The organism is Pseudomonas sp. Root401 (assembly GCF_001425105.1).
GTDB classification, from domain to species: domain Bacteria; phylum Pseudomonadota; class Gammaproteobacteria; order Pseudomonadales; family Pseudomonadaceae; genus Aquipseudomonas; species Aquipseudomonas brassicacearum.
This window is the reverse complement of sequence record NZ_LMDO01000022.1, coordinates 110,117-132,971: the sequence shown is the minus strand read 5'-3', so window position 1 is coordinate 132,971 and position 22,855 is coordinate 110,117. Positions and strand designations below refer to the sequence as shown.

The following is a 22,855-nucleotide window of genomic DNA, read 5'->3' as shown; positions in this document are numbered from 1 at the left end:
GCCGATGGTAGTGTGGGGTTTCCCCATGTGAGAGTAGGTCATCGTCAAGATTAAATTCCGAAACCCCTATCTGCTGATGCAGGTAGGGGTTTTGTTTTTAGTAGAAGTCATCGATTTTACCGACACGTTGCTGTTGAACGGGTTGGTCACAGAATTTCTTGACGACCATAGAGCATTGGAACCACCTGATCCCATCCCGAACTCAGCAGTGAAACGATGCATCGCCGATGGTAGTGTGGGGTTTCCCCATGTGAGAGTAGGTCATCGTCAAGATTNGAATTTCTTGACGACCATAGAGCATTGGAACCACCTGATCCCATCCCGAACTCAGCAGTGAAACGATGCATCGCCGATGGTAGTGTGGGGTTTCCCCATGTGAGAGTAGGTCATCGTCAAGATTGAATTCCCAGAACCCCTGTCTGCATCAGCAGCCAGGGGTTTTGTCGTTTTGGGCCGGTAATCGGATCAAGCCTCTGATGCCCCGGCAAACCCCCAATGCCGTTGCTATGCTGTGAGAGTCGGGCTTTGGCGACCAAGGGCCCGCGACGTCACTGGTCATGGGGATTCCAATAATGAAAAACCCTTATGCTCCCGGCTTCTGGTGCGCCATTGCGGCTTTGCTGCTGCTTTCGGCCACTTATTTCTATGGCGTCATGCTCACTCACCAGATCGACAAAGCGCTGTTGTTTCTCGATAGCGCGTCGGCGTTGATCGGTGTGATATCCATTGCAATCGTGGCCTGGGCATCGTTTCAGGGTCAGCGCATCAAGAAAAAACACCTCGAACAAGGTAAGACACTGGTGCTGATTTGGGACACCAAGGTTGCGCTGCGGCGTGTCGAAACGGTGTTTGACCGTTATTTCTGGGGCAGTTATTGGCAGCCTGGCCGCACGTTCCAGGAAGTCATGGGGGAGCTCACCGGTACCCCGCTGGAAAAGAGCCTGGAAGCCCTGAAAACCCAATGCGCAGCCTTGGACAAGCAAGTCACCCAGGACGGCTGGCATTGGCTCAACAACGCCCGAGAGTTGTGTGACGTGGCTAATGCCATGGCCCGTGAGCGCTATCAACTGGATTTCTGCGATTCACGCGCAGACTCATCATCGGGCGCGGCAGTGATCAATCGCGATTTCGAAGTGCTGGTGTACACCTGGACGGCCCGCCTCAAGACTTTCGACCATCAGCTCGACGAGATCGAAGTCCAATATTCGTAGACTACCTCGCAAGAAAACGTTTTTACCCCTTTAAACATTGGGCCCGCAGGGGTGCCTGATGGTAATCTCCCCTCCTCTTTTACGGCGTCGAGCCACACCCTTTGCGGGTCAGGGAAGACGACGGCTTTGTTCAACCATGGATATCGATCGGGTCACTCATGAATAAATCAGCAAGCATACTTCTGGGAATCGTTGTGGCTGTCGGTGCTGTCAGCGCGGGCGGCGCCTGGTACACCGGGACCAAACTCGAAGGCGTGTTGACGAACGCTATCGCCGATAGCAACAAACAGATGCAGACAGCCTTGGCCGGCTCGAACAGCACCGCTACCCTGGAGCTGGTTTCCATGGACCGTGGAACGTTCAGCAGCACCGCCCACTACCGCCTCAAGGGCGATGGCGAGATCTTCGGCGGCGAGCCGGTTGAGCTGCTCTTCGTCGACCAGATCGAACACGGCCCACTGCCATTTTCGCGCCTGATAACGCTCAAATGGCTGCCAGTCATGGCCACCAGTCACACCGCCCTTGAGCGCAATCCGCTGACTGACAAGTGGTTCGCCGCCACCAAGGACCAATCGCCGCTCAAAGGTGTGGTCAACCTGGGTTACGACCAATCCATCAATGGCACCTACGAGCTGCTGCCCGTGGATACCAAGTTGGATGAGCAATCCCAGCTCACCTTCTCCGGTCTTAAGATCGACCTGGCCGCCAGCGCCCAGGGACAGAAGGTCAAGGCCGATGGCTACATGGACAGCTTCAAGCTGACCACCGTTGCCGAAGACCAGACTCCGGTGCAGGTTGAGCTGAACGGCCTGACATTGGCAAGTAACCTGAGCAAAAGCTCCTACGGTTACTACATGGGTGACAACACCCTGCTGATGAGCAGCACCAAGGCCACTTTTGGTGAGCCGAAGTCGGTGCTGGGCCTGAAGAATTTCGAGATGAAGAACAACAGCACCGAGAGCGGCACCAGCGCTTCGGGACGTGCCGATTACAAGATCGGTGAGTTGTCGTTCAACGACAAGACCATTGGTTCGGCGCAGATGGCAGTCAGCCTGAAGAACCTGGACATCCCGGCCACCATGTCGCTGATGCAGATTTACCAGACCAAGCTGCAACCTTACGAAAAAGCGGCTGCCGAGGCCGCTGCAGCCGGTGAGCCGGCGCCAGAGCTGAGCCTGACCGAAGCTGAAGAAGCACAGGTCAAGGCCGACTTGGAGAAACTCCTGGCCGGCGCCCCGCAAGTGGCGTTGGAAAACCTGTCCTTCAACACTGCCAACGGTGAAAGCCGTGCCAGCCTGATCGTTGATCTGGCCAAGCCGCAGTCCATGGACCTGCCACCGGACGAGTTGGGCCGTCAGTTGCTCGCCCTGCTGGACTTCAATCTCAAGGTCTCCAAGCCGATGCTGGTGGACCTGATGACCGTGCAGGCACAGATGGAAGGCCAGACCGATGCCAAGCTGATCGCCGATCAGGCCACTGCCACCAGCGATATGTTCAGCGCCATGGCGGTCGGTTCGGAACTGGCAACGCTTGAAGGCAACGATGTTGTCACCAAGCTGCACTACGCCAACAATCAGGTCGATTTCAACGGCCAGAAGATGACCGTTGAGCAATTCACGGCATTCGTGATGAGCAAGCTGGGTGGTGGCGTCGCCGTCCAGTAACGCGTTCGGCAACACCCCAAGCCCGGCCCGTGCATGACGCATGGGTCGGGTTTTTTTACGCCGATCGATCAGCCCTGCGCCGAAATCTGTAGCGATTCTGAAGAATTGTGGCGTTCCTGAAGATGACCCGCCTGAGAGTGCAAGACTAGGCCCATTAGAGCTTGGCTGGATTCCTTTGATCCGGCTTCCTGTTTGATGGGCAAGGGGGCACTGCGACCCGGCTGGCCATGTAAGGATGCTGACGAATGCCGCGTACTGTGGGTCCTTTTATTCAACGTGGTTTGCGCCCGTTGTTTCGCGTCGCGCTGTGCAGCCAATTGTGCTGGCCGATGCTGGCGTTTGCCGATACCGCCTATGACCAGATGGTGCTCGACGCCCGTGCAGGCCATTACACGCCTGCGCTGGCCGCGTTGCGCCAGGTTCCGGCTGGCCAGGCCAGCACTGCGCAGATCAGCGACCACCTGCAGATCGCCAGTTGGGCTGGCCTCGACGCCGAGGTGGTGACGGTCTATGAGACCCAGGGCGCCAATCGAGCGCTGCCTGTCCAGGCGCTGACCGCTACGGCTCGCGCCTATCGAAACCTCAAGCGTTGGGATTCGGCGGCCGAGCTGTACCGCCAGGCCTTGGTGATCGATCCCCAGAACCCCGACCTGCAACTCGGCCTGGCCTTGACCCAGGCCGATAGCGGTCAGCCCGACGAAGCCGTCACCCGCGCCAAGGCCATGGTCGCCGCCAAACCGACAGATCCGATGCGTCGACTGGCACTGGGGTATGCCCTGACCCGCGCCAACAACCCCCACGAAGCGCTGTTCGAATACGACCAGGCCTTCACCCGCGCGGGCAACAGCCCAGAGATTGCACGCGAATACATCTACGCCCTGCAACGCGCGCGGCTGCCCGAACCGGCGCTGCGCCTGGCGCGTCTGCAGCCGGGGCTGATCGATCGTGGTGTGCAGCGCCGCCTGGAAGGTGACGTGGCCGCCGAACGGGTGCGCCTGGCGGACATGACCAGTCGCAGTGAACAGGAGCGCTTCGTCATTGCCGACCGCGCCCTGGCCGACTACGACAAGCTGCTCGCCACCTGGACCCCGGTGGCCGAGGCCCATGACGACGTACTCCGTTGGCGCATCGATCGCATGGGCGCCCTCAATGCCCGCGCCCGTCGGGCTGAAGTGATTGCCGAATACCAGAAGCTGATCGCCGAGGGTGTGAGCATTCCCACGTATGCCCTGCGTTGGGTGGCTTCTTCCTATCTGGAACAGCGTGAGCCGGAAATCGCCGTCGAGCTGTACCGCCAGGTACTCGCGGCACCGGATGCCGATCCTGCGGAGCGCTTCGAGGACAGCACCGCGCTCTACTACGCGTTGCTGGAAAGTGAAAAATCCGAAGAGGCCCGCGCACTGGCCGAAGACATGGCGAAAGCCCAGCGCCCGCGCATCGAACTCAAGGGCCTGCCGATCGGCAACCCCAACGATGAATGGATGGATGCCCAGCAACTCGCCGCCCAGGCTGGCACTTATGGCGCCGATCTGCCTTCTGCCGAAGCGCGCCTGGACACCCTGGTCAGCCAAGGCCCCGGCAACACCGGCATGCGTCTGGCCCAGGCCGATCTGTACCAGGCCCGTGACTGGCCGCGTCGTTCGGAAAACCTGCTCAAGGAAGTCGAGGCCACGATCCCGCGCAACCGTGACCTGGAAATCGCCCAGGCCCGCGCAGCCATGGATTTGCAGGAATGGCGGCAGATGGATGCACTGACCGACGACGTGGTCGCCCGCTATCCGGAAAACGCCCATGTCAAACGCCTGCAACGCCAGCGCGACGTACACGACATGGCCGAACTGCGCATCGAGGCCTACACCGGCAAGAGCTATGGCGGTGGCAACGGTGACGCCGGTGCCGTCACTGGCAGCCGGGACTTTGGTATCGAGACGCTGCTCTACAGCCCGCCCATCGATGAAGACTGGCGGCTGTTCGGCGGTGCCGGCTACGCCACCGGTGATTTCGAGGAAGGCACCGGCCACCACCGCTGGCAGCGCCTGGGCGTGGAGCGTCGCACCCGGGACATGACGCTGGAGGCCGAGGTTTCCAATCATTCCTATGGCTCCGGCGACAAGCAAGGCGCGCGCCTGGCCGTGGCCCGGGACATCGACGATCACTGGCAGTACGGCGGCAGCCTGGATTATCTCTCGGCCAATACCCCGTTGCGGGCGCTCAACAGCGGCATTCGCTCTAACGGCGGTAGCGGTTTCCTACGCTGGCGGGCCAATGAAAGCCGCGATTGGCGACTGGCCGTCAGCCCGTCCCATTTCAGCGATGGCAACAACCGCCTCGAAACCCAACTGACCGGTCGCGAAGGCATCTACAGCACACCGCGCGTGCAAGTGGAGCTGGGGCTGGAAGTGGCTGCCAGCCGCAACAGCGGCTCCAACGAAGTGCCTTATTTCAATCCGAAATCGGACCTCAGCGTCATGCCGACCGTGAGCGTCAATCACGTGTTGCACCGCCGCTACGAGACCACGTGGAGCCAGCAGTTCCAGGTCGGTGCCGGTACCTACAGCCAGCGCGATTACAGCACTGCCGCCGTGGGATTGCTCAGCTACGGCCAGCGTTTCATCTGGAACGACGTGCTGGAGGCCGGCGCCGCGCTGAGCTGGCTCAACCGCCCCTACGACGGCGATCGCGAAAGCGATCTGCGCCTGCTTGTCGACCTCACTTATCGCTTCTAGAAGAGTTTGAAGATGCCTGTCATTTCGCGATTCATCCTTCTGCTGGGGGTCTTGCTGATCAGCGCTTGTGCCCAGCAAGCCCCGGCGTTCACGCCGCCCTCGCAGCGCCCGCTGGCGGCCAATGACGCCCCGTGGCCGAAGAACCATGTGCTCGGCATCGCCTACCACGATGTCGATGACCGTGACCCGGACCAGGCGCTGGTGGCCGTGCGCACCGAACGCCTGATCGAACAATTGGCGTGGCTGCGGGAAAACAACTACCAGCCGGTCACGGTGGACCAGATCATCACCGCCCGCAACGGCGGGCCGGAGCTGCCGCCGCGCGCAGTGCTGCTGAGTTTCGACGACGGCTACGCAAGCTTCTACACCCGCGTCATGCCCATCCTGCGTGCCTATAACTGGCCGGCGATCCTCGCCCCGGTCGGTAGTTGGGTGGATACGCCGCTGAATCAAACGGTGGATTTCGCCGGGGTGCCGCGCAAGCGTTCCGAGTTCCTGACCTGGGAGCAGATTCGCGAGGTTTCCAAATCGGGCCTGGTGGAAATCGCCGCCCACACCGACGCCAATCACAAGGGCGTGCTCGCCAACCCGCAAGGCAACCAGCAACCCGCCGCAACCACCCGGCGCTACGACCCCGCCACCGGTCGCTACGAGACCGAGGCCGACTTCGAGGCTCGCTTGCGCAAGGACGTGGCGGCCATTTCCGAGAAGATCCGCAAGGTCGCTGGCTACAGTCCTCGCGTCTGGGTCTGGCCTTATGGGGAAGCCGACGGCACGGCGTTGCAGGTGATTGGCAGCGAGGGTTATCAAATGGCCCTGACTCTGGAAGACGGTCTCGACAGCCTGGACAACCTGATGAGTGGCCCACGCTTCCTGGTGGCGTCCGATCCGGATGGCGCCCATTTCGCCGAAAGCATCGTGTCCGTGCAGACGATTGACCCGATGCGCGTGGTACATGTCGACCTGGATTACGTCTACGACCCGGACCCGGCGCAGCAGGAAGCCAACGTCGGCCAGTTGGTCCAGCGCATATCCGACCTGGGTGCCAATACGGTGTTCCTGCAAGCCTTCGCCGATCCGAAAGGCGACGGCCTCGTGCACTCGTTGTACTTCCCCAACCGTCACCTGCCGGTACGCGCCGATCTGTTCGACCGGGTTGCATGGCAGTTGCGCACCCGGGCCAACGCCAAGGTCTATGCCTGGATGCCGGTGCTCAGTTTCGCCCTGGACGCGAAGCTTTCGCGGGTACAGCGCTGGGATCCGGAAACCGGCAAGACTGGCGTTGCCCCGGACCAGTACGTGCGTTTGTCGCCGTTCGACCCGAACGTGCGCAAGGTCATCGGCGAGATCTACCAAGACCTGGCGCGGATGAGCTCGGTGGATGGCGTCTTGTACCATGACGACGCGGTGTTCTCCGACTTCGAGGATGCCAGCCCCGCAGCCCTGAAAGTCTATGCCGCCCACGGCTTGCCGACGTCCATCGCCGCCCTGCGGGCCGATCCTGCAGCGATGCAACGCTGGACCCGCTTCAAGAGCCGCTACCTGATCGACTTCACCCATGAGCTGACCGCCAAGGTCCGGGCGATTCGTGGCCCGCAGGTGCGCACCGCGCGCAATATCTTTGCCGAACCGATGCTCAATCCGGAAAGCGAAGCCTGGTTCGCCCAGAACCTCGACGACTTCCTCGGCGCCTATGACTGGACGGCGCCGATGGCCATGCCGCTGATGGAAAAGCAGACCCTCCAGCAATCCGGCCCCTGGCTCGAGCGCCTGGTGGACACCGTCAAGGCTCGCCCCGGCGCGCTCAAGCGCACGGTGTTCGAATTGCAGGCCCGGGACTGGCACAGCAAGCCGGTCAGCGACATCGACGGCGAACAACTGGCCGACTGGATGGGGCGCCTCAAGCGCAAAGGCGTGACCAGTTTCGGCTACTACCCGGACAACTTCATCGAAGACCAGCCCGCTGTGAAAACCGTGCGGCCGGCGCTCTCCAACAAGTGGAATCCTTGACATGCTCGACAGACTGCTCGCTCTGCTGGTGCTGGCGATCGTCCTTGGGGTGCCCCTGGGCCTGATCTTCCTGGTCACCGGGCAATTCCTGATGGACTTCGTGTTCTTTTACCCGCTGTTCATGTCCGGGCTGTGGATCGCCGGCGGCTTGTATTTCTGGCTGCACTGGGAACGCCACTGGCCGTGGAAGGACGACACCTTGCCACCGCCCCTGGCCGGCGAGCCGCTGATCAGCATCCTGATTCCATGCTTCAACGAAGGCGATAACGTCGCCGACACCATTCACGCGGCGCTGGGCCAGCATTACCCGAACATCGAAGTCATCGCCATCAACGACGGCTCGAAGGACAACACCGCCCAGATGCTTGATCGACTGGCGGCTGAAGACCCGCGCCTGCGCGTGTTGCACCTGGCAGAAAACCAGGGCAAGGCCGTGGCCCTGCGTATGGGCGCCATCGCGGCGCGCAGCGAATACCTGGTGTGCATCGACGGTGACGCGCTGCTGGCGCCGAACACCTGCGCCTATCTGGTGGCGCCGATGCTGGACAACGCCCGCCTCGGCGCGGTGACCGGCAACCCGCGCATCCGTACCCGCTCGACTCTGATAGGCCGGGTCCAGGTTGGCGAGTTCTCCTCGATCATCGGCCTGATCAAGCGCACCCAACGAGTGTTCGGACGGATCTTCACCGTGTCCGGCGTGATCGTCGCGTTCCGTCGCACCGCCCTGCACCGGGTTGGCTACTGGAGCCCGGACATGATCACCGAAGACATCGACATCAGTTGGAAGCTGCAACTGGATCACTGGAGCATCTTCTACGAGCCGCGCGCGCTGTGCTGGATCCTCATGCCCGAAACCCTGCGCGGCCTTTGGCGGCAACGGCTGCGCTGGGCCCAGGGTGGCGCGGAAGTGCTGTTCAAGAACATCCGTGGCATCTGGCAATACCGCCACCGCTACCTGTGGCCGCTGTTGTTCGAATATTGCCTGTCCACCGGCTGGGCGTTCACGTTCCTGCTGTCGGTGATTTTCTGGGGCGCCGGTAAGTTCGTCGAGATGCCAGCGGCCATCGCGGTCGATCACCTCATGCCGCCGGCCTTCACCGGGTTGTTGCTGGCGGTGGTATGCCTGCTGCAATTCGCGGTGAGCATCCTGATTGATCGGCGTTACGAAAAAGGCCTGTGGCACATCATGTTCTGGGTGGTCTGGTACCCGTTGGTGTTCTGGCTGATCAGCCTCTTCACCACCCTGGTGAGTTTTCCCAAAGTGCTGTTCGGGCAGCATCAGAAGCGTGCGCGCTGGATCAGTCCGGATCGCGGTATCAAACCGTTCGATGATCAGGAAGAGGAAGTGATCCGATGAAAATTATCAGGACCCGGCAACGGCCTTTTCTGGTGGTCATCGATGCGTTTTTCACCGTGCTGGCGTGGGTGGGGCTGTTGTACCTGCTGGTCAATGGGCTGTGGCCGCTGTTCGCGAGCCAGGCCGGTCCGCGCCCGGGAGGGTCTCTGTTCGATACCCTGGGGACCTTGCAGGTCTATGGCTGGATCGCCTTGGTCAACGCGGTGCTGTTGATTACCTGGGCGCGTTACCAACAGCGTAAAAGCCGCAGCTTCGCCCAGCGCCGGTCGACAGCCCCGGTCGTGAATGACCAGGGCTTGAGCGCCAGTTTCAAGTTGACCGACGAGCGCCTGGACACGCTGCGCCAGCCCGGCTCGAAGACTATTCACAACAACCAGGACGGCGACATCAGCCACGTCGTGCCGCACTTCCACTTGCTCAGCCCCGACTTGCAGCCACCGCCCCTGGCGCCAATGGAGCGGCCACGGGTTATCCATTTGCCGGCTGATCAGTCCGTGCATTGATGCAAGCCGCGCTGGCGCTTTCGCGAGCAAGCTCGCTCCCACAGGGGGATTGGGGTTGTGGCGGATATTTCGGTCAACACAAAACAAAACTGTGGGATGTGGGACAGATCTACGACGAGAAGTCCCGGATCAGCCGCCATGCCTCGTCCACCGGCAACGGTTGTTTCATGCGCTGGGCCAACGCCGCCATGGCCCGGCCTTCATCACAGGCCACCGCGGCGGCAACGAGACCGTCCTTGCCCAGCAGGGCAATAAAGGGCGGATGCTCGGGCGTGCCCTTGAATTCCACTTCGTCCCAGTGCTCGGCGTGGCCAAGATAGTCGTAGCGTTTGCCGAAGTGATAGGTCCAGAAAAACGGCACGTCCAGATAGTGCTCCTCGCCGCCGAGCATGTTCGCGGCGGCAATGCGCGCCTGTTGCTGGGCCAGGCGCCAATGCTCGATGCGCTGGGGCTGGCCGTTCAGGGGGAAGGTGGCGATATCGCCGACGGCCCATAAGCCATCGGTTACTCGCATGCCCGCGTCAACGGACAGTGACTGGTCCTGTTCCCGTGGCAATCCGGCGAAGGGCTCGGTGGCCGGGCGCACGCCGATGCCGATGATCACCAGGTCCGCGGCAACGCGCTGGCCGTTGTCCAGCACCACGGCTTCGACCTTGCCCGTGCCCTCGATCTGCACCGCTTCGCTGTCGGTGCGGTACACCACACCACTGGCCCGGTGTCGGGCCAGGATGGCCTGGCCAACGCTCTCGCTCAATTGTGCGGCGAACGGCACCGGATGCCGGGCCAGGACGGTGACGTTCAGCTCGCGCTTGCGCAGGGACGAGGCGACCTCCATGGCGATGAAACTGTCGCCGATGATCACCGCCTGTTGCCCGGGCCGGACCGTGTCGAGAATCTGCCGGGCGTGGGCGATCGAACGCAGCACGAAGACTTGCGGCAAATCGATGCCGGGCAACGCTGGCATCTTGGGTACGCCGCCAGTGGCGATGAGCGCGGCGTCGTAGTCCAGGCTTCGGCCATCGGCGAGTTGGATGTGCCGAGTATCGGGGGCCAAATGGGTGACCTCGCCGTGAAGCCTTTCGATGCGTTGCTGGGTGAAATAAGTTTCATCGCGCAGCGGCGACGTCTCGTTGACCGCCATGTCGCCGGCCAACACATACTTGCTCAGCACCGTACGGTCGTAGCCGGCTTCGGCTTCGCGGTCGATCATCAGGATTCGCCCGCCAAAACCTTTCTCGCGCAGCGCCGCCGCGCAAGCCGTGCCGGCAGCACCGGCGCCGATGATGACAAACGTGCGCGCGTCATCGGCCGGCGGGACTTTATCGGTTGGCAGTGGTTGATCGTCGACCCAGACGTCACCGTCCCGGACCTCGACGTGATAACGCGCCAGGCTGTCGAGGGCCGGTGGTTCGCACAGGGCGCCGTCCTCAGCCCGGAACGCGGCCTTGTGCCAGGGGCAAATCAGCCTTCCGTGGCACACCGCGCCCTTGGCCAGTGGTGCGCCGGCATGCGGGCATTTGCCCTGGAAGGCGCGCACCTGATCGCCGGAGCGCAACAGCAGGATGGACGTGTCGTCGATTTTGACTTCGAGGCCGCGGTCTTCACGAACGTCGACGAAACGGGCGACTTGATGCAGAGACATGGTCATTCTCCGGCAGGCGTTTTCCTTTGGAGTCGCAGGACCGGAACGAGTTTCAGCATAATTGTCACTGCAACCTTGGCAAAGCTGCGGCTATAGTTCGCAGGCCGTCCATGGCCAGACACGCACAAGGTGCCCCGGTATGACCCGATTGAACTCTCTCTCCCCTTGGCTGGCGGCCGTCGCCCTGGTGCTGTGCGCACAAGGGGCTGTCCAGGCCGAGGAGCGTTTTACCCTCAGCATCCCCGGTGTGTCGGACGACCGCCTCTTCACGGCGGCAGCAGCCAGTGATGCCAACACCTGTGGTGGCAAGAACATTTCTCCGGCCTTGAGCTGGAACGCCGGCCCGCCCGGCACCCTCAGCTATGCCATCGTCATGTTGGATCCGGACGGCCAAAGGGGCCAAGGTGTCGACCACTGGATCCACTACGGCATCAAGGCCACCACGCGGCAGATTCCGGCGGGCGCCGGCACCAAGTCCTCGTTGGAGGGCAAGAGCGGTATCAACAGCAAGAACACCCACGGCTACATCGGTCCTTGCCCGCCTGTCGGCGACAGCGCTCACCACTATCTGATTCAGCTTTTCGCCCTGGACCTGCCGCCGGAAGCCCTGCCCGCCGACCTCACACGGGCTCAACTGATGGAAAAAATCAAAGGTCACGTCCTGCGCAACAGCAGCGTAGTGCGCCGCTACCACCGCTAAACAACGCAATCCCCTGTGGCGAGGGGATTTATCCCCGTTGGGGCGTGACGCAGCCCCCTCACAATGGCGTCGCCAAGACACAAAATTGGCATCACGCGCCAAAAGCGAGCACTATCGAGCCCCTGTTCACTCATGCCGGAGGATGGCGATGACGCAGAAACCCGACGGCATCGCCCGCCTCCTGAACTGCCCCACCAAGGGCGACGAGATGCGCCGGGCCATCGCCCAGAGCCGCAAGGATTTCCTGCCTGTCGACGAGGCCGAAGACGCCGAGCCAGGCCAGCCACCGGTTGAACCGGTGATTAATGATCGCGACGACTGAGCCGTCGCCCTCTCTCAAACTTATTGTTCAAATCTGCCTATGATTGCCACCCCTGTTCTACCCGGTGACCGATTCAGCCGATCCGATTACAAGACCCTGGGCCTGGCCGCCTTGGGAGGCGCGCTGGAAATCTACGATTTCATCATCTTCGTCTTCTTCGCCCTGACCCTCAGCCAGTTGTTCTTCCCGCCGGAAATGCCCGATTGGCTGCGCTTGCTGCAAAGCTTCGGGATTTTCGCCACCGGCTACCTGGCCCGGCCCCTGGGCGGCATTCTCATGGCGCACTTTGCCGATCGGCTGGGGCGCAAGCGCGTGTTCAGCCTGAGCATCCTGATGATGGCCTTGCCGTGCCTGCTCATCGGCGTGATGCCGACCTACGCGCAAATCGGTTATTTCGCACCGTTGCTGTTGCTGGCGCTGCGTATCCTCCAGGGTGCGGCGGTGGGCGGCGAGGTGCCCAGCGCCTGGGTGTTCGTGGCTGAACATGCGCCGCTGCATCATCGCGGCTATGCCCTGGGTTTCCTCCAGGCCGGCCTGACTTTCGGCTACTTGCTGGGCGCCTTGACCGCAACAGCGCTGGCGCGGATCTACACACCGGCTGAGATTCTCGATTACGCCTGGCGCCTGCCGTTCCTGCTGGGGGGCGTTTTTGGCGTGATCGGCGTCTGGCTGCGTCGTTGGCTGAGCGAAACGCCGATTTTCATGGCCCTGCAAGCCAATCGCGAAGGCGCAGCGGAACTGCCGTTGCGCACGGTCCTGCGCGACCATCGCCAGGCCTTATTGCCTGCCGCGATCCTGACCTGTGTGCTGACCTCGGCCGTGGTGGTGTTCGTGGTCATCACCCCGACCGTGATGCAGAAAAGCTTCGGCATGACCCCCAGCCACACCTTCGCCCTGAGCAGCCTGGGCATCGTGTTCCTGAACATCGGCTGCGTCCTGGCCGGCCTCATCGTCGACCGCATCGGCGCCTGGCGCACCGTCATGCTCTACAGCCTGCTGCTGCCCGTGGGCATCGCCGTGCTCTACGCCAGCCTGATCAGCGGTGGCGCCTGGCTGGGCCTGGCCTACGCCGTGGCCGGGCTGGGTTGCGGTGTGGTCGGCGCGGTGCCTTCGGTGATGGTCAGCTTGTTCCCGCCGAAGATCCGCGTGTCCGGCATTTCGCTCACCTACAACATCGCCTATGCCCTGTGGGCCAGCATGACGCCGCTGATGCTGATCGCCCTGGTGCCGTGGAGCCCATGGGTGTGCGTAGCCTATTGCGGTGTGATGGGCGCGGTGGGTGTGGCTGCAGCGGCGTATTTTCCTGGGCGGCATGGGAAGGCTGCACAGCCGTCATTGGCCTGTGAGTCCTGATCCGGCTGTTCAAAGACGCTCGCGCAAAAAATCCACAAAGGCCCGGGTGCGTGCCGAGCGGCGTCGATCGTGACTGAACACGGCGCTGATGGGCAGCGCCAGTGGCTGGTAATCGGCAAGCACGGTGCAGACGCTTCCCTGGCGAATATCGGCCGCGAACAACCACTGCGGTGACAGCGAAACGCCCAGCCCCGACAGCACCATTTCCCGGATTGCCTCGCTGCTGTTGCAGGTAACGTTGCCCTTGATCGTGACGCTGTGCTGTCGGCCATCCTGGTCGAACCGCCAGACGTCGTAGTGCTCCAGCAGCGTGAACGCCAAACAGTTATGGCCGGCCAGATTAGCCGGTGCGAGGGGCGTGCCATGCTGTTGCAGATAGGCGGGGGAGGCGTACACCCGGCGCGGGCTGTCGCCGAGGGAAATCGCTACCAGCCCTTCGCTTTTTACCACGCCGATGCGAATGGCCAGGTCGATGTTCTCCTTCAACACATCCTCGTTCTGATCGCTTAGCCTCAAGTCGATCCGAAGCTGTGGGTGACGCGCGAGGAACTCGCCCACCAACGGCGCAATGCACAAGCGGCCGAAACTGACGGGCGCCGCCACGCGCAGAAGGCCGGCGATCTGTTCCTGCCCGCTGGCGAAACTGAGCCGTGCCGCGTCCAGGCTGGCGAGTATGTCCTTGCTTTCGGCGTAGAAGCGCTGCCCCTGATCGGTCAGCGCGAGATGGCGGGTGCTGCGGGCAAACAGCGCCCCGCCCAGGTGTTGCTCCAACGCGCGGATCTGCTTGCTCACCGCCGGTTGGCCCAGGTTCAGTTCCCTGGCGACGGCCGAGAACGAGCCGCGCTCCACCACCCGCACGAACACCTGCATTGCGTCGAACAGATCCATCAGGATTTAGCCTCTGCCTGGAATAAATCCTATCCATTGTTGCTCACTTATCGGAATGCGTCTTCCCTCGCACTATGAACCTGCCCACTCATTGGAGGTTTACCGTCATGAACAACACCATGTCCGCCGCCGTTGCCGAAACCGCTCAGGCTGCGCTGATTGTCCGTTCCATCTCCCGGCCCATTCCCGGCAAAGGCCAGGTATTAATCAAGGTGCATGCCGCCGGAATCAACCCGCTGGACACCAAGATCGCGGCGGGAGGCGGTACCCATGCACGCCAGCCGCTGCCTGCGGTATTGGGGATTGACCTGGCCGGGACGGTGGTTGAACGGGGAGAGGGCGTGAATGACTTTGCGCCTGGCGACGAGGTGTTCGGTATGGCCGGCGGGATCGGCGGGGCCCAAGGCGCGCTGGCCGAATACATCGCGGTCGATGCCCGCCTGATTGCGCCCAAGCCCCGCTCACTGAGCATGCGCGAAGCGGCCGCCTTGCCGCTGGCCTTCATCACGGCCTGGGAAGGCTTGGTCGATCGCGCCAACGTCCGGGCCGGGCAACAGGTGTTGATACATGGTGGGGCGGGCGGTGTCGGTCAAATGGCCGTGCAAATCGCCAAGGCCCGGGGCGCCGAGGTCTACGCCACGGGCTCGGCCAACAGCCAGGCTTTCATCCGCGAACTGTGCGCGTCAGCCATCGACTATCGAACCCAGGACACTGACAGCTACGTGCGCCAGTACACCGATGGCGAAGGCTTCGACATCGTCTACGACACCGTGGGCGGCCCGACCCTGGATGCGTCCTTCAACGCGGTAAAGACCTACACCGGCCATGTGCTCAGTTGCCTCGGCTGGGGCCAACACAGCCTCGCGCCGTTGTCATTCCGCGGGGCGAGCTATTCCGGGGTGTTTACGTTGATGCCGCTGCTGACTGGCAAGGGGCGCGAGCATCATGGTCAGATCTTGCGGGAGGCCGCCGCTCTGGTTGAGTCAGGGCAACTGCGGATCAAGCTGGATCAGCGCCGGTTTGGCCTGGAGCAAGTCAATGAGGCCTTTGCCCAGGTGGCCGAGGGGCGTGGGGCGGGGAAAACGGTAGTGGACATTGGGATCGAGTGAGACGGGACCGCACTCCGTCAGGGCCAGACAACTTGAGCGCGTGTCCAAACGCCGTAGAATGCAGCCGCCACTATGCCGCTACCTCTCAAGGACGAATTCAAACATGCGAGTTTTTACCCTGTTGCTGGCCCTCTGCCTTATGGCAGGTTGTGCTTCCAAGCCTGATTACTACATTTCCCCAGCGCCGGTGGCGATCCCCGAGACCGCCACCTATTGGATCGATACGTTCAACGTCGAAGTCGTCGGCAAAAACGAACGCTTTCTGCCCGACGAAAAGGTCCGTGACCAGTTGCACACCGACCTGATCGTCCGCCTGCTCGACGGCAATCGCTATGCCTCCAGCAAGGAAACCGCTGACTATCTGCTGGACGTCAACGCCGTCTATGCGCGCCGTATTCAAGACACCCAAGGTGGTTTCATGAACAAAATCGTCGCCGACGGTACGTACCTGGCCAGTGTCGATTTCAATTATCAGGTCAAGGTAAAGAGGGCCGGTGTCGAAGTGCTGCACTTTGCCCAGGCCCGCCAGGGGTTGATGCCGGGTGGGGCGATCGGGCAACTTGAGGTCCTGAAAGGCATGACGGGGGCGCTGACGAACAGAGGCAACTCCGATGTCGAAGACTATTACACCAGTCATTTGAGCGGATTCATCGCCGATGATCTGCGGGGCATTCCGTCCCGCTGACAATGCCTGCTGCAACGTGCTGGCGATGGGTCCGATCGCGGTAACGGCCTGGCCACTTTGGGGGTGCCGGCCCGGTTTTTTCAGCGCGTAAAAAATTTCCTGGTCGTTAACCCGAACCTCGTGTGCCTTGCGTCTGAGCTTGTGTACGAATCATTCATTCACGAGGTTCAGCCCATGTCCCGTCCACTTCCCTTTATGCGTCCTGCTGCCCAAGGCTTCGCCGTGACTTTGCTGGTGGCGTTGGCCGGTTGTGGGTTGTCCTCCCGGGAGGCTGCCAAGCCCTCCGAACCGGTAGCCGTGGCGCCCAGTGTCGTGCCGCAGGGCGAGATCGCCGAAGTGCGCCAGTCGACGGTCAAGCGCACGCTCATGAAGCCGGCATCGATGCCCGCCCCGAGCGTGGCGAACGATGCCATCGCCGGGGGGTACCGCGCCGAGCCGCGTGAACAGTACGAAAAGCTTCCGGAGAACCCGATTCACAGCGTGGCCGAAACGCCGGTCTCGACCTTCAGCGTGGATGTCGACACCGGCAGCTATGCCAATGTGCGACGTTTGCTCAATCAAGGCAGCCTGCCGCCCGAAGGTGCCGTGCGGCTGGAGGAAATGGTCAATTATTTTCCGTATAACTATGCCCTGCCCACTGACGGCTCACCCTTTGGCGTGACCACCGAGGTGGCCCCATCGCCGTGGAACCCCCACACCCGCTTGTTGCGCATTGGCATCAAGGCCAGCGACCGCGCCGTGGCGGACCTGGCGCCGGCCAACCTGGTGTTCCTGGTGGACGTTTCCGGTTCCATGGACCGTCGCGAAGGCCTGCCGCTGGTCAAGAGCACGCTGAAATTGTTGGTGGATCAATTGCGCGATCAGGACCGGGTATCCCTGGTGGTCTATGCCGGCGAATCCAGGGTGGTGCTCAAGCCTACTTCGGGGCGCGACAAGGTGACCATCCGCAACGCCATCGATCAACTCGACGCCGGTGGTTCCACCGCGGGCGCCTCGGGTATCGAACTGGCCTACCAGATGGCTCGGGAGAGCTTTATCGACAAGGGCATCAACCGCATCCTGCTGGCCACCGATGGCGACTTCAACGTCGGCGTCAGTGATTTCGACAGCCTCAAGCAGATGGCGGTGGACCAGCGTAAAAGCGGCGTTTCCCTGACGACGCTGGGCTTCGGTGTGGATAACTACAATGAACACCTGATGGAGCAATTGGCTGACGCCGGTGACGGTAACTACGCCTACATCGACAACCTGCTCGAAGCGCGCAAAGTCCTGGTCGACCAGCTCAGCTCCACCCTGGCGGTGGTGGCGCGGGATGTGAAGTTGCAGGTGGAGTTCAACCCCACCCAGGTCAGCGAATATCGCCTGTTGGGTTATGAGAACCGTGCGCTCAAGCGTGAGGATTTCAACAACGACAAGGTCGATGCGGGCGAGATCGGTGCCGGGCATACGGTGACGGCCTTGTATGAAATTGTCCCGAAAGGCCAACCGGGCTGGTTGGAGCCGTTGCGCTATGCCAGTACACCCCAGCCGGAAGGTAAGTCAGGCGAATTGGCGATGTTGCGCGTACGCTACAAACCCGCTGAGGGCGGTAGCAGTCGATTGATCGAGCATCCGATTGCGGTCGCGCAGGACGAATACAAGGCCAGCGATGACCTGCGCTTCTCGGCCGCCGTGGCGGCCTTCGCCCAACAGCTCAAGGGGGACGGGCGCTACACTGGGACGATGAGCTTGAAGGACACCGCGCAATTGGCACGCTCGGCCCGCGGCGATGATCCGTTTGGGCTGCGTGCCGAGTTTGTGCAGTTGGTGGAACTGGCCCAGAGCCTCGAGCCCGCGGCCAAGCGCTGATCCCGAGCGCAACGGGGATCAAAATGTGGGAGCGAGCTTGCTCGCGATAGCGGTGGATCGATCAGCATCATCATTGACTGAGCCGACGTCATCGTCGGATCGCCGCCCGGAGCAAGCTCGCTCCCACAGTATTCTCTTGTCGCCTGCCAGAACTGTGTTGACCGCAAAGGAGTTCGTCACCCACATGCCCGCTGCGCTTGATTCTCCCAGCGACGAATCGCTGCTGGCCCGCTACCGCGATGGCGATGGGGCCTCTTTCGAAGTCCTCTACGCCCGCCATCGGCAAGGGCTCTACCGTTTCCTGGTGTCCTTGAGCAACAAGGCCGAACTGGCCGAAGAAGTGTTTCAGGACACCTGGCTCAGCCTGATTCGCAGCACCACCCAGCCACAAGGCCGGGCGAGTTTTCGCACCTGGCTGTTCCAGATTGCCCGCAACCGCTTGATCGACCACTGGCGCAAGCATGGTGTCCACAACCCTTTGCACGACAGCTATGACGAGCAGCTTCACGTCCAACCCGACGACACCAGCAGCCCTGAGCGACAGTTGACCCTGAGTCGAGACCAGGCGCGTCTCGACGCTGCATTGCAGGCTTTGCCCGAAGATCAGCGGGAAGTCTTCCTGCTGCGCCTGCACGGCGACCTGGAGCTGCCACAGATTGCCGCCTTGACCGGCGCCCCGCTGGAAACGGTCAAGAGCCGCTTGCGTTACGCCCAGCAGAAACTGCATCGCCTGCTGGCCGAGGAGGTACCCGCATGATCGACCCCAAAAACACCCCGGCCCCCGACGATGAAATGCTGATCGAGCATTTCCGCCAACACGCCAGCGCCGAGCCGCCGGCCTCCCTGGACGCCTTCATCCTGGCCGCCGCCCGCCGTGAAGCCCCGACGCCCGCGCCAAGCCTGTGGCAGCGCTGGCTACAGGCCTGCCAACGGCCGCGCTGGCAAATGGCATTCGCCACGGTCGCCGGCGTGGCGCTGATGATCGGCCTGGTACTGCGTTCGCCCGTGACCCACGACGAACTGTCCGCACCCGCCTCGATGGAGTTTTCCGCCGATCGGCAAGCGCCCGCCGTTGCCGCCGCACCGCCGCCGGCCGTGCCCGCCCCCGCACCGATCACCGGCATGGCGCCTCAAGGCGAATTGGCCCGAGCCCCGGCAAGCCCGATGCAATCGTTGGCGGAAAAACCTGCGGCGAAAATGAGCAAGTCGGCGCCAGCTGCACTGCCATCGCTGGAGCAAGGCTTGCTGGAGATATTGCGCTTGCGTGAGGCGGGTGAGAGCAAGGCGGCTGATGAGAAGCTGCTGGCGCTGCATCAGCGCTTTCCCGAGGAGGACTTGCCGGCGCGGTTGGAGGCGTTGCGCAAGCGTTGAGTAAGATCAGCGCCCACAAAAAAGCCCCAGGCCTTGCGACCTGGGGCTTTTGATTTTCCATGTATGGTGCACCAGGCGGGATTCGAACCCACGACCCCTGCCTTCGGAGGGCAGTACTCTATCCAGCTGAGCTACTGGTGCGACGCGGGCGCCATGATACTCATATGCATCGCGGGCGTCCATGCTGCTGATTTGCCGGTGTTTTCATAAGGCTGGGCGGGCATCGGCTACGCTGATCAGAAAAAACGGGCAAATTCGGTTTTTTCGTTCTTTTTTTCGAACAGCCTATTGTCCTTCACCCCTATCGGCCCTAGGATTCGTTTGAGATTTCAAACGCTCTTGTCTGGGTGCTGAACCGCACGTCTGTGCTTTTGTGCGTTATTTCTGTGCTTCAGCCCGGTGAATGATTTCCCTGACGGCAGCCCCCGAGGCGCCTTTCTACAAATCTAATTCGCTCCGCGCGTGCGCGGTGCTGTTAAGGAAAGCCGACATGCAGCTTAAAGACACCCAGTTGTTCCGCCAGCAAGCCTTCATCGATGGCGCTTGGGTCGATGCGGACAATGGTCAGACAATCAAGGTCACCAACCCGGCGACGGGCGAAGTGCTGGGCACTGTGCCGAAGATGGGCGCCGCCGAAACCCGTCGGGCGATTGAAGCCGCCGACAAGGCGCTGCCTGCCTGGCGTGCACTGACCGCCAAGGAGCGCGCCAACAAGCTGCGCCGCTGGTACGAATTGCTGATCGAAAACCAGGACGACCTCGGTCGCCTGATGACCCTGGAACAAGGCAAGCCACTGGCCGAAGCCAAGGGCGAAATCGTCTACGCCGCCTCGTTCATTGAATGGTTCGCCGAAGAAGCCAAGCGCATCTACGGTGACGTGATTCCCGGCCACCAACCCGACAAGCGCCTGATCGTGATCAAGCAGCCGATCGGCGTGACCGCAGCCATTACCCCGTGGAACTTCCCGGCCGCGATGATCACCCGCAAGGCCGGCCCAGCCCTGGCTGCCGGTTGCACCATGGTCATCAAGCCAGCGTCGCAAACCCCGTTCTCGGCCTTGGCCCTGGTGGAACTGGCGCACCGTGCCGGCATTCCGCAAGGCGTGTTGAGCGTCGTTACCGGCAGCGCCGGCGACATCGGTGGCGAGCTGACCAGCAACCCGATCGTGCGTAAGCTGTCGTTCACCGGCTCGACCGAGATCGGTCGCCAGTTGATGGCCGAATGTGCCAAGGACATCAAGAAAGTCTCCCTGGAACTGGGCGGCAACGCGCCGTTCATCGTGTTCGACGACGCGGACCTGGATAAGGCCGTCGAAGGCGCGATCATTTCCAAATACCGCAACAACGGCCAGACCTGCGTCTGCGCCAACCGCCTGTACATCCAGGATTCGGTGTACGACGCGTTCGCCGAAAAACTGAAAGTGGCGGTCGCCAAGCTCAAGATCGGCAACGGTCTGGACGATGGCACCACCACCGGTCCGTTGATCGACGGCAAAGCGGTCGCCAAGGTGCAGGAGCACATCGCTGATGCCGTCAGCAAAGGCGCGACCGTGCTGTCGGGCGGCAAGGCGATGGAAGGCAATTTCTTCGAGCCGACCATCCTGACCAACGTACCGAAGAACGCTGCAGTGGCGAAGGAAGAAACCTTCGGCCCGCTGGCACCGCTGTTCCGCTTCAAAGACGAAGCCGAAGTGATCGCGATGTCCAACGACACCGAGTTCGGCCTGGCCTCGTACTTCTATGCCCGCGACCTGGGCCGTGTGTTCCGTGTGGCCGAAGCCCTGGAATACGGCATGGTCGGCGTCAACACCGGGTTGATTTCCAACGAAGTCGCGCCATTCGGTGGTATCAAGGCGTCGGGCCTGGGCCGTGAAGGCTCCAAGTACGGCATCGAGGATTACCTGGAAATCAAATACCTCTGCCTGGGTATCTGATCTGCTTCAAGCGCAAAGGGCACGAGAGCGCTGTCCCTTTGCGTGTTTCACCCGTTCTGTTTCTTGTGGCCGGAACGCTGCGGCAGTCGATCATCGCATGCTGTCGCAGTTGCCTCCCCGCCATGTATTCCTTGAGCCACGCCGACCGATGAGCGGCGAATGAGGACTGTAATGAGCAAGACTAACGCTGACTTGATGGCCCGCCGTACCGCCGCTGTTCCACGCGGTGTTGGCCAGATTCACCCGATCTTTGCCGAATCGGCGAAGAACGCCACGGTAACCGACGTTGAAGGTCGTGAATTCATCGACTTCGCCGGCGGCATCGCCGTGCTGAACACCGGCCACGTGCACCCGAAAATCATCGCGGCCGTGACCGAACAGCTGAACAAGCTGACCCACACCTGCTTCCAGGTCCTGGCCTACGAGCCATACGTGGAACTGTGCGAAAAAATCAACGCCAAGGTGCCGGGTGATTTCGCCAAGAAAACCCTGCTGGTGACCACCGGTTCGGAAGCGGTGGAAAACGCCGTGAAAATCGCCCGCGCCGCCACGGGCCGTGCCGGTGTGATCGCCTTCACCGGCGCTTACCACGGTCGCACCATGATGACCCTGGGCCTGACCGGTAAAGTCGTGCCGTACTCGGCCGGCATGGGCCTGATGCCCGGCGGCATCTTCCGCGCGCTGTACCCGAACGAACTGCACGGCGTGAGCATCGACGACTCCATCGCCAGCATCGAGCGTATCTTCAAGAACGACGCCGAGCCGCGTGACATCGCGGCAATCATCATCGAGCCGGTACAGGGCGAAGGTGGTTTCTACGTAGCGCCCAAGGAATTCATGAAGCGCCTGCGCGCTTTGTGCGACCAGCACGGCATCCTGCTGATCGCTGACGAAGTGCAGACCGGCGCCGGCCGTACCGGCACTTTCTTCGCCATGGAGCAGATGGGCGTTGCCGCCGACCTGACCACCTTCGCCAAATCCATCGCTGGCGGCTTCCCGTTGGCCGGTGTGTGCGGTAAGGCCGAGTACATGGATGCCATCGCGCCGGGTGGCCTGGGTGGCACCTACGCCGGTAGCCCGATCGCCTGTGCGGCGGCGCTGGCGGTAATGGAAGTGTTCGAAGAAGAGCACCTGCTGGACCGCTGCAAGGCTGTGGGCGAGCGTCTGGTGACCGGCCTCAAGGCGATCCAGAAGAAGTACCCGGTCATCGGTGACGTGCGTGCCCTGGGCGCGATGATCGCCGTGGAGCTGTTCGAAAACGGCGACTCCCATAAGCCGAACGCGGCAGCGGTAGCCCAAATCGTGGCAAAGGCGCGCGACAAGGGCCTGATCCTGCTGTCCTGCGGCACCTATGGCAACGTTCTGCGGGTGCTGGTGCCGCTGACCGCGCCGGACGAGCAACTGGACAAAGGCCTGGCGATCCTCGAAGAGTGCTTCTCTGAACTCTGAGTGACGGTTGTGCGCTGATCCACAAAAACCCGCCTTCTGGCGGGTTTTTCATATCTGCGGACCTGCCCGGTGGATTTTGAGCTG

At 62.0% G+C, this 22,855-nt stretch carries 18 protein-coding genes, 1 tRNA gene and 2 rRNA genes; 18 read left to right on the top strand and 3 right to left on the bottom strand.

Translation table 11 applies throughout. From position 1 onward, the window contains the following. The first annotated feature begins 157 nt into the window (after positions 1-157). The 8 genes from rrf (ASC85_RS17145) (at position 158) to pgaD (ending at position 9,471) form a co-directional block, all read left to right on the top strand. Positions 158-273: ribosomal RNA gene (gene rrf, locus ASC85_RS17145) — 5S ribosomal RNA — on the top strand. Positions 274-282: 9 nt separating this feature from the next. Further along, positions 283-398: ribosomal RNA gene (rrf, locus tag ASC85_RS17140) — 5S ribosomal RNA — on the top strand. A gap of 174 nt (positions 399-572) precedes the next feature. Beyond that, entirely contained in the window at positions 573-1,211 is a 639-nt protein-coding gene (locus ASC85_RS17135) for a hypothetical protein (protein ID WP_057450603.1), read from the top strand. Positions 1,212-1,369: 158 nt separating this feature from the next. Then, the gene (locus ASC85_RS17130) at positions 1,370-2,875 is read left to right on the top strand and encodes a YdgA family protein (protein WP_057450602.1); all 1,506 of its coding nucleotides are present in this window, start codon (positions 1,370-1,372) and stop codon (positions 2,873-2,875) included. Between the two features lie 245 nt (positions 2,876-3,120). Beyond that, positions 3,121-5,601 carry a poly-beta-1,6 N-acetyl-D-glucosamine export porin PgaA gene (gene pgaA, locus ASC85_RS17125; protein WP_057450601.1) on the top strand — a complete coding sequence of 827 codons (2,481 nt, stop codon included), beginning with the start codon at positions 3,121-3,123 and terminating at the stop codon, positions 5,599-5,601. A 12-nt stretch (positions 5,602-5,613) separates the two neighbouring features. Then, positions 5,614-7,611 carry a poly-beta-1,6-N-acetyl-D-glucosamine N-deacetylase PgaB gene (gene pgaB / locus ASC85_RS17120; RefSeq protein WP_057450600.1) on the top strand — a complete coding sequence of 666 codons (1,998 nt, stop codon included), beginning with the start codon at positions 5,614-5,616 and terminating at the stop codon, positions 7,609-7,611. A gap of 1 nt (position 7,612) precedes the next feature. Next, positions 7,613-8,968: a poly-beta-1,6-N-acetyl-D-glucosamine synthase gene (pgaC, locus tag ASC85_RS17115; RefSeq protein WP_057450599.1), complete on the top strand. Its 1,356-nt coding sequence runs from the start codon at positions 7,613-7,615 to the stop codon at positions 8,966-8,968. Then, positions 8,965-9,471 carry a poly-beta-1,6-N-acetyl-D-glucosamine biosynthesis protein PgaD gene (gene pgaD, locus ASC85_RS17110; RefSeq protein ID WP_057450598.1) on the top strand — a complete coding sequence of 169 codons (507 nt, stop codon included), beginning with the start codon at positions 8,965-8,967 and terminating at the stop codon, positions 9,469-9,471. The genes pgaC and pgaD overlap by 4 nt, the downstream gene beginning before the upstream one ends. A 109-nt stretch (positions 9,472-9,580) precedes the next feature. Here pgaD and ASC85_RS17105 read toward each other — a convergent pair whose 3' ends face one another. Beyond that, positions 9,581-11,113 (bottom strand): apoptosis inducing factor family protein, encoded by a 1,533-nt coding sequence (locus tag ASC85_RS17105; protein WP_057450607.1) that lies wholly within the window; start codon positions 11,111-11,113, stop codon positions 9,581-9,583. Positions 11,114-11,252: 139 nt separating this feature from the next. Here ASC85_RS17105 and ASC85_RS17100 point away from each other — a divergent pair, with 139 nt between their 5' ends. From ASC85_RS17100 to ASC85_RS17095, 3 genes are all read left to right on the top strand, one after another. Continuing rightward, positions 11,253-11,813, top strand: coding sequence for a YbhB/YbcL family Raf kinase inhibitor-like protein (locus ASC85_RS17100; RefSeq protein WP_057450597.1), 561 nt, complete (start codon positions 11,253-11,255; stop codon positions 11,811-11,813). Between the two features lie 148 nt (positions 11,814-11,961). After that, positions 11,962-12,135 (top strand): hypothetical protein, encoded by a 174-nt coding sequence (locus ASC85_RS32640; protein ID WP_164488486.1) that lies wholly within the window; start codon positions 11,962-11,964, stop codon positions 12,133-12,135. Between the two features lie 39 nt (positions 12,136-12,174). Next, complete coding sequence (locus ASC85_RS17095; protein WP_057450596.1) at positions 12,175-13,488, top strand: MFS transporter; 1,314 nt, start codon at positions 12,175-12,177, stop codon at positions 13,486-13,488. A gap of 9 nt (positions 13,489-13,497) precedes the next feature. On the opposite strand, the gene ASC85_RS17090 is transcribed toward ASC85_RS17095, so the two are convergent. Then, positions 13,498-14,376, bottom strand: coding sequence for a LysR family transcriptional regulator (locus tag ASC85_RS17090; RefSeq protein WP_057450595.1), 879 nt, complete (start codon positions 14,374-14,376; stop codon positions 13,498-13,500). Positions 14,377-14,483: 107 nt separating this feature from the next. On the opposite strand from ASC85_RS17090, the gene ASC85_RS17085 reads away from it, so the two are divergent. The 5 genes from ASC85_RS17085 (at position 14,484) to ASC85_RS17065 (ending at position 19,389) form a co-directional block, all read left to right on the top strand. Next, on the top strand, positions 14,484-15,485 hold the full coding sequence (locus ASC85_RS17085; protein ID WP_057450594.1) for a zinc-dependent alcohol dehydrogenase family protein: 1,002 nt from the start codon (positions 14,484-14,486) through the stop codon (positions 15,483-15,485). A 103-nt stretch (positions 15,486-15,588) separates the two neighbouring features. Then, positions 15,589-16,170, top strand: coding sequence for a hypothetical protein (locus ASC85_RS17080; protein WP_057450593.1), 582 nt, complete (start codon positions 15,589-15,591; stop codon positions 16,168-16,170). Positions 16,171-16,344: 174 nt separating this feature from the next. After that, positions 16,345-18,018 carry a vWA domain-containing protein gene (locus ASC85_RS17075; protein ID WP_057450592.1) on the top strand — a complete coding sequence of 558 codons (1,674 nt, stop codon included), beginning with the start codon at positions 16,345-16,347 and terminating at the stop codon, positions 18,016-18,018. A 184-nt stretch (positions 18,019-18,202) separates the two neighbouring features. Continuing rightward, on the top strand, positions 18,203-18,775 hold the full coding sequence (locus ASC85_RS17070) for an RNA polymerase sigma factor (protein WP_057450591.1): 573 nt from the start codon (positions 18,203-18,205) through the stop codon (positions 18,773-18,775). After that, entirely contained in the window at positions 18,772-19,389 is a 618-nt protein-coding gene (locus ASC85_RS17065) for a hypothetical protein (protein WP_057450590.1), read from the top strand. The genes ASC85_RS17070 and ASC85_RS17065 overlap by 4 nt, the downstream gene beginning before the upstream one ends. Positions 19,390-19,453: 64 nt before the next feature. On the opposite strand, the gene ASC85_RS17060 is transcribed toward ASC85_RS17065, so the two are convergent. After that, positions 19,454-19,530: transfer RNA gene (locus ASC85_RS17060), tRNA-Arg, on the bottom strand. A 349-nt stretch (positions 19,531-19,879) separates the two neighbouring features. Here ASC85_RS17060 and gabD point away from each other — a divergent pair. Both gabD and gabT read left to right on the top strand, forming a co-directional pair. Further along, entirely contained in the window at positions 19,880-21,322 is a 1,443-nt protein-coding gene (gene gabD / locus ASC85_RS17055; RefSeq protein WP_003196484.1) for an NADP-dependent succinate-semialdehyde dehydrogenase, read from the top strand. A 171-nt stretch (positions 21,323-21,493) separates the two neighbouring features. Next, complete coding sequence (gene gabT, locus ASC85_RS17050) at positions 21,494-22,771, top strand: 4-aminobutyrate--2-oxoglutarate transaminase (RefSeq protein WP_057450589.1); 1,278 nt, start codon at positions 21,494-21,496, stop codon at positions 22,769-22,771. Positions 22,772-22,855 lie beyond the last annotated feature (84 nt).